General features: G+C 53.7%; 13 protein-coding genes. 8 read left to right on the top strand and 5 right to left on the bottom strand.

The window, feature by feature from the left end; all coding sequences use genetic code 11:
- Positions 1-3 precede the first annotated feature (3 nt).
- The 4 genes from RAL91_RS07420 to RAL91_RS07405 form a co-directional block, all read right to left on the bottom strand.
- Positions 4-855 (bottom strand): aromatic ring-hydroxylating dioxygenase subunit alpha, encoded by an 852-nt coding sequence (locus RAL91_RS07420; RefSeq protein ID WP_306261034.1) that lies wholly within the window; start codon positions 853-855, stop codon positions 4-6.
- Positions 852-1,625, bottom strand: coding sequence for a Rieske (2Fe-2S) protein (locus RAL91_RS07415; protein WP_306261032.1), 774 nt, complete (start codon positions 1,623-1,625; stop codon positions 852-854). The genes RAL91_RS07420 and RAL91_RS07415 overlap by 4 nt, the downstream gene beginning before the upstream one ends.
- A gap of 136 nt (positions 1,626-1,761) precedes the next feature.
- Positions 1,762-2,067 (bottom strand): acylphosphatase, encoded by a 306-nt coding sequence (locus tag RAL91_RS07410; RefSeq protein ID WP_306261030.1) that lies wholly within the window; start codon positions 2,065-2,067, stop codon positions 1,762-1,764.
- A gap of 11 nt (positions 2,068-2,078) precedes the next feature.
- Positions 2,079-2,966, bottom strand: a complete 888-nt coding sequence (locus RAL91_RS07405; protein WP_371932496.1) for a MurR/RpiR family transcriptional regulator — start codon at positions 2,964-2,966, stop codon at positions 2,079-2,081.
- 171 nt (positions 2,967-3,137) lie between these two features.
- On the opposite strand from RAL91_RS07405, the gene RAL91_RS07400 reads away from it, so the two are divergent.
- The 7 genes from RAL91_RS07400 to RAL91_RS07370 all read left to right on the top strand — a co-directional run bounded on the left by RAL91_RS07400 (position 3,138) and on the right by RAL91_RS07370 (position 10,924).
- On the top strand, positions 3,138-3,953 hold the full coding sequence (locus RAL91_RS07400) for an N-formylglutamate amidohydrolase (protein WP_371932495.1): 816 nt from the start codon (positions 3,138-3,140) through the stop codon (positions 3,951-3,953).
- A gap of 4 nt (positions 3,954-3,957) precedes the next feature.
- Entirely contained in the window at positions 3,958-4,464 is a 507-nt protein-coding gene (locus RAL91_RS07395; protein WP_306261028.1) for a TRAP transporter small permease subunit, read from the top strand.
- Positions 4,465-5,787: a TRAP transporter large permease subunit gene (locus RAL91_RS07390; RefSeq protein WP_306261027.1), complete on the top strand. Its 1,323-nt coding sequence runs from the start codon at positions 4,465-4,467 to the stop codon at positions 5,785-5,787.
- Positions 5,788-5,852: 65 nt separating this feature from the next.
- Entirely contained in the window at positions 5,853-6,908 is a 1,056-nt protein-coding gene (locus tag RAL91_RS07385) for a TRAP transporter substrate-binding protein (protein ID WP_306261025.1), read from the top strand.
- A gap of 92 nt (positions 6,909-7,000) precedes the next feature.
- Positions 7,001-8,368, top strand: a complete 1,368-nt coding sequence (locus tag RAL91_RS07380; protein WP_306261023.1) for a glutamine synthetase family protein — start codon at positions 7,001-7,003, stop codon at positions 8,366-8,368.
- A gap of 22 nt (positions 8,369-8,390) precedes the next feature.
- A complete protein-coding gene (locus RAL91_RS07375) occupies positions 8,391-9,773 on the top strand; it encodes an aldehyde dehydrogenase family protein (protein WP_306261022.1) in 1,383 nt (460 codons plus the stop codon).
- 5 nt (positions 9,774-9,778) lie between these two features.
- Entirely contained in the window at positions 9,779-10,924 is a 1,146-nt protein-coding gene (locus RAL91_RS07370; RefSeq protein ID WP_306261021.1) for an iron-containing alcohol dehydrogenase, read from the top strand.
- Between the two features lie 313 nt (positions 10,925-11,237).
- On the opposite strand, the gene RAL91_RS07365 is transcribed toward RAL91_RS07370, so the two are convergent.
- Entirely contained in the window at positions 11,238-12,233 is a 996-nt protein-coding gene (locus RAL91_RS07365) for a hypothetical protein (protein ID WP_306261019.1), read from the bottom strand.
- Positions 12,234-12,329: 96 nt separating this feature from the next.
- Here RAL91_RS07365 and RAL91_RS07360 point away from each other — a divergent pair, with 96 nt between their 5' ends.
- On the top strand, positions 12,330-12,701 hold the full coding sequence (locus RAL91_RS07360; protein ID WP_306261017.1) for a hypothetical protein: 372 nt from the start codon (positions 12,330-12,332) through the stop codon (positions 12,699-12,701).
- Positions 12,702-12,703 lie beyond the last annotated feature (2 nt).

Raw genomic sequence — 12,703 nt, 5'->3', positions numbered from 1 at the left:
CCATCAGCGTGCCACCAATTGCGCGCCATAGGTCATGCCCTTGCGCTTCAGCCAGCGGCGATAGGCAATTGAAGTTGTGTCAGCGCGTGTGGGAACTTCCATTTTGGGGTCCAACGGCAACAGACGCGGAAGCTGGTTTTCCAGAATGGAGCGATCCTGCAGAAAGATCATCTGCTGAAACTGTATGAGATCCGATTGTTTGCTTGTCTCGTCATAAAGCGCCATCCAGGCATAAGCGTCGCACAAATCTTCCGAGATGGGCCGAACAAACAGAGCAATCACATCCCATGAACCCGGTCGTGGCGGGCAGGTTTTATACAAGATCGACGTACAGGGTGCCGGCACCCGATACATGTAATCGGTCATCTGCCCATCTTCAGCGGATTTGGCTGCCTGAGGCTGAAAGAACCGAACCTTGGTGGCCCAAACCTCATCAACCGTATCCCGGATTTCCACCTTGTAGGGCTCGACCTCAGTGTGCGGTTCTGCGCCCAGAATATCGGTGTGAACAAAGGGAAAATGCGCAATGTCGAGAAAATTTTCCACGACCCGCAATGGCGAGGCTTTGACCCGCACCGGGCCGCAATCCACCATTCGACGCCCATCTTCATGGGCTTCCGGAATGTCGAACAGTGCATGGTCCGGGTGGCCGATGGACGACCAGACATGGCCGTAGCTTATGGTGACAGGACAATCGCGCCCGTCTTGTGCGGTTACCTTGACCACGCCATCATCACCACGGCTGATTGTGAGTTCTTCCTGCATCAAAACAGCAACTTCCGACTGTCCCGTCTTCAACAGATTGTCGATTGCGACCGGATACCAATCATTGCGCGCTACATCTGAGGCCGTCATGGATGTGTCTCCTGCGCCGTGGCATCCCATGAATTCATCATTGTGCCTAAATTTTCAGCAGACCACCGGAACCGCTCCGCCCAGCGAGACAGAGAAATCCGCAGTGCGGCGGGTAGCTCAGGGCTGGTCTGAACATGCAGCATGGTTCTGTCCCGGGTGATTTTTTGAAAATGAACCATCAAGCGCAGATTTCCAGCGTCAGACCCCGCTTCCAGCACCAGACTTGTCTGGTTTTGCGTCACAATTGTAGCTTCCGCTGTCGGTATGTCGCTTACAACCGAAACCGGCAAATGGGTGTCCGCCAGCATCTTTCTCAAAACCGCTTCGCCTGTTTCTACCGACAGGCTGCGCAGGCCCTGCCCACCAAAGTCCGGCAGTTCACCAGAATTTTCAGCGTCTTGTGAGATCCAGACCACGCCATCATGGTCGCGGCAGGCATAAGCATTGGCACAAATGGAGGTGGGCGGGGTCATGTCGGGATGTGCTGGAACATGGCGGCAGGCACCATCTTCGCCATATTGCCAACCATGATAAATGCAGGACAGACGCTCGCCCCTGACAAAGCCGAAGGACAGTCGCATGCCGCGATGCGGGCAACGATTGTCAAAGGCACTTACCTGACCGGATCGGGATCGCCAGACAACCAGATCAAGTGGCTGAGTGCCGTCAATGACCGCGCGCATGACGCCAGTTTCTGGCAGATCCGCCGACAATGCCACCGGAATCCAACCGCCTGGGCCTACCGCTATTTCTGAATGATCGGCGCTCATTACCTGACCTGTTGCCCAACTCGTATAAAGTATCTCGGTCACAATCCGAGTGTCATATTATTCCGGATCATTCATGCAACTTACATGCCATCCACCGGTCCAACAGGTTCCAGCAGACACTTATGTCGCCGGGCAATCAATCCACCGGATTGAGGATATTGAACCCATTGGGCACAGGGCTGTCAGATTTGTGTGGATAACGCTCAACATCTTCTACCCAAACGGTTATTGGCCCCAAACTACACCCCAGCTCCATAGCATCAAGCAATTCTTCCGGACCGCTTGCCAGCACTTCAATTGACTTTGCGGACACATCTTCCCGGACCCAGCCGTTGAGGCCAAGTCGGTTGGCACGGTGGCAAATCCAGTGGAGGAAATCCGGCTTGTTTACATCACCTGAAAATCTGAACAATTCTGTTTGTTTGTTCCCATTCTGAGTCATCAATACTCCGGTTATTTGAATCTGCGGAACAGGCGCGTGCGGTCAAACAGGTTTTCCAGATCCTGCATGCGCTTCTCTGTTGTATCCCAGATCGTCTTTTGAATGTCTGCGATCATGGTTTCTATCAACACCAGAAGAGCTGCATTGGAATCCCAGGCCGACGGCACTTCAATGCGGCTGTTAAAGGTCAGTTTAGCATGAAGCGCAATGGGCGAGCGCCACTGATCTGTCAGAAGGATGATGTTCACACCTCGTTCTCTGGCAGTCTCGGCAAGCTTCAACAAATCGTTCTGGTAACGGCGCACATCCAGAATAACAAGCACGTCTTCCGGTTTCATATCCATTGCGTAGTGCGGCCAGGCAGCACCACTGGACGGAATGAGCGCCGTGCCTGAGCGGATCATCTGCAGATGCAGAAACAGATATTCCGCCAATGTATGAGTTATGCGGCCACCAGCAATGAAGATGGCGCTGTCCCGATTGGCCAGCATCTGGCAGGCCTGATCAAACGCATCAGGATCGATGTGTGAAAAGGTCTGCCGCAGGTTTTGCAGAATTGCATCGGCGAAGCGATTGAGAATATGCGTATCAGGGGCTTCGGCCGACCAGCGCTCGTGCTTTTCCAGCGGATTTGAAATCTTTGCTTCCAATTCATCCCGCAAGGCCGACTGAAACGAGGGGAAGCCGGAAAAGCCGAGTTTTTGAATCATCCGGGCAACAGTGGGCGTCGAAACCCCGGCATTTTCCGCCACCTTGGTGATACTGGAGAGACCCGATACGGGCCAGTTTTCCATCAGATACACGGCCAATTGCCGTTCAGCCCGTGTGAGATCATCAAAACCGGTCTGCAATCGCTCATAAACCGTGGTCACATCATGGTCAGGATTGTGGTCTTTCAATTCAGGCCTCCAGGCATGGCGCGATGCTGGGCCTTGGTAAAGTCCAAGGCCTGTTCAAAACCTGCATCCATTTTAGAAAAGATATTGACAGTTTAATCCTGTCTGTACAATCCTCTTCAAAACGGGCCTCTTCAAGACAGACTTTTACAAATTGTTGCAGCGGGATTTGACTTGCAGTCCACACAATCTCTTATCAACGCATCAGATGGTCCGGCTTTGCAGACCATCAATGCCGATGGAACAAGCAACATCGTGCTTGTGTGTGAGCACGCGAGCAATCGCATTCCAAGCGCACTTGGTACATTGGGCCTGTCTGAAGATGCCCTTCAAAGTCATGCAGCGTGGGATCCGGGAGCCGAGGCAATTGCCCTGTTGCTGTCAAAATCGCTGGATGCCGTGTTGGTGACCGCCGGATTTTCCCGGCTGGTCTATGATCTCAACCGGCCACCGGAGCACCCGGACGCCATGCGAACGGTCAGTGAGATTTACCAGATTCCAGGCAATTCAGACCTGTCACAGCAGGATCAGCAGGCCCGTACCGAGCACCTCTACAAGCCGTTTCATGATGCAGTCGAAGTGGTTCTGGACCGGCATCAGGCGGAAGATCGGATGCCGGTGCTTGTCACAATTCATACATTCACGCCGGTATATCTTGGCAACAAGCGCGAAGTTGAACTTGGCATTCTGCATGGTTCTGATACGCGGCTGGCCGATGAATTATTGCGTGTGGCGCCCCGCATCACGGACTTCACGACGTTGCGAAACGCGCCATATGGGCCGGAAGACGGCGTGGCGCATTCCCTTGAGATACACGCATTGCCGCGCGGTATCTTGAATGTGATGCTTGAAATCCGAAACGATCTTGTCGCAACTGCAGAGCAGCAGAATAAAGTGGCGCAGATCATTGAGACCCTGTTGCTGTCAGCTCTGTCTGAACTGTCGCAGCCATCAATCCAGCATCCGGTTTCAGCGGGAGCACAAGCTTAAAATCATGCCGCAATGGATCAAAACCCTTGTCCGATATATCGATGCCTTCAACTACCGCGTAGGCCGGTTTGCCATGTATCTGTTGTTTGTGATGATGGGCATTTTACTGTGGTCTTCGTTTTCGAAGACCTTCCTGTTGCCGTCATTGTGGACGCTTGAAATGGCGCAATTCACGCTAACCGCCTACTACATTTTAGGCGGGGCCTATTCGATGCAGATGGGCGAGCATGTGCGTATGGATTTGTTCTACGGATCATGGTCGGAGCGCACCAAGGCCTGGGTTGATGCGTTCACCATTTTCTTCCTGATTTTCTATCTGGTGATCCTTCTGTATGGCGGCATCGAAAGCACGAGCTATGCGCTGCAATATGGCGAGCGCAGCCCGACTGCATGGCGGCCCCAAATGTCACCGATAAAAATCATCATGTGCTTTGGCATTCTTCTGATGCTGCTTCAGGCCATTTCGACCTTCTTCAAGGATGTCGCGAAACTGCGCGGGGACGAGATCTAGATGTCCTACGAAGCCATCGCCATCATCATGTTTGCCTGCATGATGCTTATGATGATGACCGGCCAGCGCATCTTTGCAGCCATTGGCTTTGTTGCGGTCATCGTGGCCCTGCCATTGTGGGGAACCGGTGGGTTTAACATTGCTTTCTCGGCCTCCATGAAGCTGATGAAATGGTACCCGCTGCTGACACTGCCGCTGTTCATTTTCATGGGCTATGTGCTGTCTGAATCCCGCATGGCGGATGATCTGTACAAGATGTTCCATGTGTGGATGGGGCCCCTGAATGGCGGTCTGGCGATTGGTACAATTCTGCTGATGGTGCTGATTTCAGCCATGAATGGCCTGTCGGTGGCCGGCATGGCCATCGGGGCCACCATTGCCTTGCCGGAGTTGCTGAAGCGGGGTTATGACAAACAGATGGTGACGGGGGTGATCCAGGCAGGCTCCTCGCTTGGTATTCTGGTGCCGCCCTCTGTCGTGCTTGTGCTGTATGCCATGATTGCGCGCCAACCTGTGGGTCAATTGTGGCTGGCAGGCGTGTTCCCCGGCCTGATGATGGCAACACTCTTCATTCTGTATGTCGTCATCCGCTGCAAGTTTCAGCCGCATCTGGGGCCTGCGCTCAACGATGATGAGCGCAATGTGCCGTTGTCCGAGAAGCTGCGCCTGCTGCGTGCAGGCGCGCTGCCCTTCATCATTTTTGCGGCCATGATGGTGCCCTTTGTGAATGGCTGGACAAGCCTGGTGGAAAGCTCCGCAATCGGCGCGTTAACGGCTGTGGTGGCCGCTGTCGCCAAGAGACGTTTCACACGGGAAGTGTTTGAAAACTCAACCCGCAAGACCCTTGCCATATCCTGCATGTTCATGTGGATCATTCTGGCAGCATTATGCTTTGGCGCTGTGTTTGACGGGCTGGGCGCGGTGAAGGCGATTGAAGGTTTCTTTATTGGGCAGCTCGGTCTCAGCCCGTGGGAAATCCTGATCCTGATGCAATTGTCCTATCTGATTTTGGGCACGTTTCTGGATGACACGGCGATGCTGGTGATCGTGGCCCCGCTTTATGTGCCGCTGGTGAAAATGCTTGGGTTCGATCTCATCTGGTATGGAATTCTGTACACCATCACCTGTCAGATCGCTTATATGACACCGCCTTTCGGCTACAATCTCTTCCTGATGCGCGCGATGGCGCCCAAGGAAGTCAGCCTGAAGGACATCTATATTTCCATCATTCCGTTTGTATTTGTTATGCTGATTGGTCTGGCCCTTGTGACAGCCTTTCCGCAGATCGCCCTTTGGCTTCCCGAATATGTGTATGGCAAATGACCGACACATCGGTAGGCGAAAACCTGGCCCGGTATCATCCGTGGTCTTAAACTGAGGAGAATGAGATGACAAAAAATACCAACAGGCGAGACTTTCTGAAAAAAGCCGGTGTGGTTGGTGTGGGAGCTGGTGCTTCTACTCTGGCAGCGCCAGCTGTTCACGGTCAGTCCATGATCAAGTGGCGTTTGCAGACTTACGCAGGCGCAGCGCTGGGTGAACATGTGATCAAGCCGGCAATTGATGATTTCAACAAAGCGGCCAATGGCGAGATGGAAATCGAGCTGTTCTATGCCGATCAGCTGGTCCCAACGGGCGAATTGTTCCGCGCTGTGCAGAACGGCACGATTGATGCGGTTCAGTCTGATGATGATTCCATGGCCTCGCCGACAGAAGTCACGGTCTTTGGCGGCTACTTCCCATTTGCGTCACGCTATTCACTGGATATTCCGGTCCTGTTTAACCAATGGGGTCTCGGCGATATCTGGGAAGCTGAATATGACAAGGTTGGCGTAAAATGGCTGTCTGCCGGATCTTGGGATCCATGCCATTTTGCAACCAAAGACCCGATCAACTCGCTGGAAGATCTCAAAGGCAAACGCGTCTTCACCTTCCCGACAGCCGGTCGTTTCCTGACCCGCTTTGGCGTTGTCCCTGTCACGCTGCCATGGGAAGACATTGAAGTTGCGGTTCAGACCGGTGAGCTGGACGGCATTGCATGGTCCGGCATTACGGAAGATTACACAGTTGGCTGGGCTGACGTGACTGACTACTTCCTGACCAACAATATTTCCGGCGCATGGTGTGGCTCTTTCTTTGCCAATATGGATCGCTGGAATGAGTTGCCAGAGCATCTGAAAACCCTCTTCAAACTGACGATGGATTCCTCGCACTATTATCGTCAGCATTGGTATTGGGGCGGAGAAGCGAAACTGCGTGTCGATGGCACAAAGATGAAGCTGACCAGCATTCCCGATGCAGAATGGGCAACTGTTGAAGCCGAAGCACGCGTATTCTGGGATGAAATTGCCCAGGAGAGTGAGCTGAAAGCCAAGATCGTTCAGATTCTGAAAGATTATAATGCTGCCATGGATAAGGCTGGACGGCCTTACCGCTACAGCTAAGACAATTAGAAGCGGCCCCTCTTTGCCTTGCGCTTGGCCTTGTGTGAGCGGGGCCGCTTTCCTTTAATGACCTGTTGGAATGGACCTTTTTGATGTCTGGGAATTTGACTTTTGATGCGCTGAAGAAAGCCTTCGCGGCTGGAGAGATTGATACTGTTCTGGCCGTTCAGGTGGACATGCAGGGCCGACTGATGGGCAAACGGTTCCACGCTTCCAATTTCATTGAAAGCGCGCACGCCGAAACCCATTCCTGCAACTATCTGATTGCGACCGATTTCGAGATGGAAGCCGTTGAAGGCTATAAATCCACGTCCTGGGCATCGGGCTATGGCGACTATGTGATGCGCCCTGACATGACGACCCTGCGCCACATTCCCTGGCTAGAAGGAACGGCCATGGTGATGTGCGATGTGGAAGATCATCACAGCCACACGGACGTGCCTCACGGCCCCCGCGCCGTGCTGAAAAAGCAACTGGCGCGTCTGGAAGCCATGGGCATGAAGGCGATGATGGCCTCTGAGCTGGAATTCTTCCTGTTTCACGAAAGCTATCACGAAGCCCATCAAAGCGGCTATCGCGGCATGAATCTGATCGGGCCTTATAATGAGGATTACCACATCTTCCAGACCACCAAGGAAGAGGATGTAATGCGGGCCATCCGCAACGGGCTTTATGGTGCCGGTATACCGGTTGAATGTTCCAAGGGTGAGGCCTCTGCCGGTCAGGAAGAGATCAATGTCAAATATGCAGACGCGCTGATCGCCGCTGACAATCACGCGATTGTCAAAAATGGCTGCAAGGAAATTGCCTGGTCAAAGGGCAAAGCACTGACATTCATGGCGAAATGGGACAATGACTCCGCCGGATCATCCTCCCATGTCCATCAATCACTGTGGAGCGATGATGGCAAGCCGCTGTTTCTGGACGAAAGCGCCAAACACGGCATGTCGAAACTGATGCAGCATTATGTTGCCGGTCTGCTGGCCCATGCCAATGCAACGACCTACTTTCTGGCGCCCAACATCAATTCCTATAAGCGGTTCGTGGCTGGAACCTTTGCACCGACCAAAGCAATCTGGAGCCCGGACAACCGCACAGCGGGCTATCGCCTTTGCGCTGAAAAAACCAAGGGCATTCGCATTGAGTGTCGGGTTGGCGGGTCTGATCTCAATCCGCATCTTGCCTTTGCCGCGCAATTGGCAGCCGGGCTGGACGGTATTGAGAAAGAAATGGAACTGGAACCGGCCTTTGAGGGCGATGCATATGGCGGCAAAGGTATTCGGGAAATTCCCAACACCCTGCGCGCCGCTGCCGCTGCATTGGACAGCTCGGACATGTTGCGCGCCGCTATGGGCGATGACGTGATTGATCACTATGTACGCGCTGCTCGCTGGGAGCAGGAAGTTTTTGACACCCGCGTGACGGACTGGGAAGTCTCTCGCGGTTTTGAACGCTCATAGAGCATTTTTAGGGATAATCTTGATGACAACGCTCACTTGCACATCACCCATCGATGGCAGTGTTTTTGCAACGCGTGAAACACACAGTTTTGCCGAAGTGCAAACCATGCTGACAGCAGCAAAGAAGGCTCAGAAAAGCTGGGCCAACCGCAGCATCAATGAACGCAGTGCCATTGTGCTGAAAGCCATTGATGCGCTGGCTGCCGTGAATGATGAAATCACCATTGAGATTGCCCATATGATGGGCCGTCCGACGCGTTATGGCGGCGAAATCGGCGGCGTGCGCGAACGGGCCGGTTACATGGCAACCATTGCCGAGGATGCACTGGCACCGACCACCATTGAAGACAGTGATGCGTTTCACCGCTTTATTGCCCGCGAGCCGGTTGGCGTTGTGTTTGTCGTCGCGCCCTGGAACTATCCTTATCTGACGGCAATCAACTCCATTGCGCCTGCCCTGATTGCCGGCAATGCCGTGATGTTGAAACCTGCAACGCAGACGATCCTTGCAGGTGAACGCTTTGCGGCGGCCTTGCACGAAGCGGGACTGCCGGACGGCCTGTTCAACAATCTGTTTCTCAGCCATGGCGACACCAGCGAACTGATCGCTGCCAAAAGTTTCGACTTCATCAATTTCACCGGCTCGGTGAATGGTGGCCGTGAAATGGAGCGCGCCGCTGCCGGAACCTTTACCGGCATGGGTCTGGAGTTGGGTGGAAAAGACCCCGGCTATGTACGTGCTGACGCTGATCTGGATGCAGCTGTTGATACGCTGATGGACGGTGCGATGTTCAATTCGGGCCAGTGCTGTTGCGGAATTGAGCGCATTTATGTGCATGAAAGCCTGTTTGATGCATTTGTTGCAAAGGCAAAGGCGCTGGTTGAAACCTACAAGCTTGGCAATCCGTTAGACGCCGAAACGACGCTTGGACCCATGGCGCATATTCGCTTTGCAGATGAAGTGCGGGCGCAAACCCGCGAAGCGATTGCTGCCGGTGCCACGGCCCTGATCGACCCTGCCCTGTTTCCAAAAGACACGGGCGACACGGCCTATCTGGCACCGCAAATTCTGGTGGATGTCGATCATTCCATGCGTGTCATGAACGATGAAAGCTTTGGTCCCATTGTTGGCATCATGAAAGTGTCATCCGACGAAGAAGCCATCAAACTGATGAATGATTCCGTGTTCGGCCTGACCGCATCTGTGTGGACTGCCGATGCGGAAGCTGCCGAGAACATTGGCCGCGCCATTGAAACCGGCACCATTTTCATGAACCGTTGCGACTATCTTGATCCCGCCCTTTGCTGGACCGGCTGCAAGGAAACCGGACGCGGCGCATCACTGTCCGCGCTTGGCTATCAAAGCGTCACAAGACCCAAATCCTACCACTTGAAGAAGGCCTGACCATCATGGTTCCAACTGCAAACTGGAGCTACCCGACCGCCATTCGTTTTGGTGCCGGGCGCATTACCGAACTCGCAGAAGCCTGTGCGGCCACGGGCATCAAAAAGCCTCTTCTGGTGACGGACAAGGGTCTGGCAAGTCTGCCGATTACCGCCGCCACGCTGGATATTCTGGACCAGGCGGGCCTTGGCCGTGCTCTGTTCAGCGACGTTGACCCAAATCCGAATGAACAAAACCTGACCGACGGCGTGAAAGCTTTCAAGGCTGGCAAGCATGATGGTGTCATTGCATTTGGTGGCGGCTCCGGTCTCGACCTTGGCAAGCTGATTGCGCTGATGGCAGACCAGACCATCCCGGTTTGGGACCTGGAAGATGTCGGCGACTGGTGGACCCGCGCCAATGCGGATGCCATTCATCCGATCATTGCGGTTCCAACCACGGCTGGCACCGGTTCAGAAGTTGGCCGTGCCGGTGTTCTGACCAATTCAGACACCCATGTGAAGAAGATCATTTTTCATCCCAAAACACTTCCGGCCATTGTCATCTGCGATCCCGAACTGACGGTCGGCATGCCGAAAATGATTACCGCCGGCACCGGTATGGATGCTTTTGCCCATTGTCTGGAAGCTTATTGCTCGCCGCATTACCACCCCATGTCCCAAGGCATTGCGCTGGAAGGCATGAAGCTGGTGAAGGACAATCTTCTGCGCGCCTATCGAGACGGAACTGATCTGGAAGCCCGTGCGAACATGATGAGCGCTGCGGCCATGGGTGCAACCGCCTTTCAAAAAGGGCTCGGGGCCATCCATGCCCTTTCACACCCCATCGGCGCGATCCATCACACCCATCATGGCACCACAAATGCGGTGGTCATGCAGCCCGTGCTGATGTTCAACCGGCCCGCCATCGAAGAGCGACTTGCTCAGGCCGCCGCCTATCTTGGCATCGGCTCCAGCTTTGATGAATTCTACGCCTATGTGGGAGAGTTGAACGCCGCGCTGGGCATCCCGAAAGACCTGACAGAACTTGGGGTGAGCGATCCTGATCTGGATCATCTGACGGCGGAAGCGCTGAAAGACCCGAGTGTGGGTGGTAATCCGGTTGAGATGAATGCAGAGAATACACGGGCGTTGTTTGAGGCGTGTTTTTAGGCTCCGGGCCTCGTAACAAAAGCAATACCGCTGTCGTAAGGCAAAGGCATAGTGAAACAGGACACTTGTCGCAGTGGCCGCGCCCCTCTGACAATCTTTCGACCACATTCGCGTTAAACTAAACGCCTGGCAATATGGGCGGGAAGCGGACCTTCGCTGCGCCGAAACCTGACCAATGACCGGATTCGGCGTGCAACAAATGGTGGAGGCAGCAAGGTCAAAAGGCTGATTCCGTAGCATATGATATCAGTGGCTTTGATCTGCAATCATCAATACTGGATAGCGGCCCACGCCGGGTCTGCATTTATTAGATTCAAGCTGTGGTACCTGGTGGTGCCTTTGGGGTGGGATTACCGCGCCCACCACTCGCCCAAGTCACGGCTCGCTCGCCCAGGGTTTTGAACTTCACCGAAGCCGTTTCAAGTTTGGCTTCCCATTCTGGATTGGGCTCCTGACCTGCCGTGACCTTAAAGAATGCCTGCAAGAGACAGGCAATCGCAAATGGCTCAATCACTGCGACCTTCACGGCCCAGGCAAAGAGCAAGGCAAAGACCATACCTCCTGCCGACCACGTACCCGGCATGATGTAAACAACCGCCGCCGCAGGAGCCAACATGAACAGGAATACAACGATTGAAAGACCCCATGTGAACAAAGTCAGCCATGCAGCATTCTTCAGCATAGGCTTGGCGTTCTGACCATAAAGCACGAGCGCTTCTTTCGCGGAGGCATAGGGATTTTCAGCCCTTGTGCGCAGCCCATGAGCAAGGATTACCTCATCAACAAGCCCAACAGCGAGCTTCAAGTAGGCCCGCACCAGCGACATTACCTTGTTTAGCCCGGGGATCGGAATGATCGTCAAAAGCCCTTGGATCAGCCCGGTAATCGCTCTGACTACCCCTTTGATCAACTGATCGATCCCGAACAGAACCGAGGCTTCTCCAAAACGTTCGGTGACGATCTTTCGGGCGTATGCGATTTGACCTTGGCCATCCGGCAATTCGCGACCGTCCAAGATCTCTACCATCACCGCGATATGGCCCGCTTTGACAACATACAATAGATACTCGCGCATAAGATACAGCACACCAGCTGTAACTCCGAAGCCGATGATGCCTCCCCAAACGGTTGTGGATGCCTGAAAATCGTCATCTCCAAAGCCACCAACACCGTAACCGATACCAGCGCCCGTACCTGTCACCAGCACATATGCTACTGCGATCCCAAAGTAGACAACAATTCGAAATAACAGAAAGGGCGCTGTCTTGCGCATCAATCCAAACGCTGTCCCCATACTAAAATCCCACATAGTGAATTCCTTTGAATAATTCAAAAACATTGTACCAGCTTGCCTGGTGGCAGCAACTTCCTGCTCCCTTTCAACCTTAATCCGATGGTTTCGACCATGTCCACCATTCCCATCTTGCAATGCGCCAGTTCTCTCAATGCTGACTTTCGCCGCGATGCAGAAAACCTGCAAGATGGGCTCGAAACGGTCATTGCATCCTTTGAATTAATGAGGCTTCAACCTAAATTGCAACTTACAAGGCTCGCCACGGCGGACCTTTTGCAGAATAAACCGGAGCGCACTAATTTGCTCTTTGGCGAAAAGGCAGCAATGCCGACTTTGCGACCGTTCTCCTTTAGCCGCGCAATGTCCGTAATCGCAAAAACTCTTGGTCAAGAACTTCCTCGCCCCATTGCGCGCCGGGGGATTCATGTTCGAGTTGAAAGCCGTGTTTCTGGTATAAATGCCGGGCTGCGTCCAACCCCTTGAAT

Source organism: Pararhizobium sp. IMCC21322, from assembly GCF_030758295.1.
In the GTDB taxonomy this organism is placed as follows: Bacteria; Pseudomonadota; Alphaproteobacteria; order Rhizobiales.
The sequence above is the reverse complement of the archived record's forward strand: the minus strand, read 5'-3'. Positions and strand labels throughout refer to the sequence as shown.

Bases quoted from the DNA above. Each gene is read 5' to 3' on its own strand.
- RAL91_RS07420 (WP_306261034.1), bottom strand. From the start codon at position 855: ATGACGGCCTCAGATGTAGCGCGCAATGATTGGTATCCGGTCGCAATC.
- RAL91_RS07415 (WP_306261032.1), bottom strand. From the start codon at position 1,625: ATGAGCGCCGATCATTCAGAAATAGCGGTAGGCCCAGGCGGTTGGATT.
- RAL91_RS07410 (WP_306261030.1), bottom strand. From the start codon at position 2,067: ATGACTCAGAATGGGAACAAACAAACAGAATTGTTCAGATTTTCAGGT.
- RAL91_RS07395 (WP_306261028.1), top strand. From the start codon at position 3,958: ATGCCGCAATGGATCAAAACCCTTGTCCGATATATCGATGCCTTCAAC.
- RAL91_RS07390 (WP_306261027.1), top strand. From the start codon at position 4,465: ATGTCCTACGAAGCCATCGCCATCATCATGTTTGCCTGCATGATGCTT.
- RAL91_RS07385 (WP_306261025.1), top strand. From the start codon at position 5,853: ATGACAAAAAATACCAACAGGCGAGACTTTCTGAAAAAAGCCGGTGTG.
- RAL91_RS07380 (WP_306261023.1), top strand. From the start codon at position 7,001: ATGTCTGGGAATTTGACTTTTGATGCGCTGAAGAAAGCCTTCGCGGCT.
- RAL91_RS07375 (WP_306261022.1), top strand. From the start codon at position 8,391: ATGACAACGCTCACTTGCACATCACCCATCGATGGCAGTGTTTTTGCA.
- RAL91_RS07370 (WP_306261021.1), top strand. From the start codon at position 9,779: ATGGTTCCAACTGCAAACTGGAGCTACCCGACCGCCATTCGTTTTGGT.
- RAL91_RS07365 (WP_306261019.1), bottom strand. From the start codon at position 12,233: ATGTGGGATTTTAGTATGGGGACAGCGTTTGGATTGATGCGCAAGACA.
- RAL91_RS07360 (WP_306261017.1), top strand. From the start codon at position 12,330: ATGTCCACCATTCCCATCTTGCAATGCGCCAGTTCTCTCAATGCTGAC.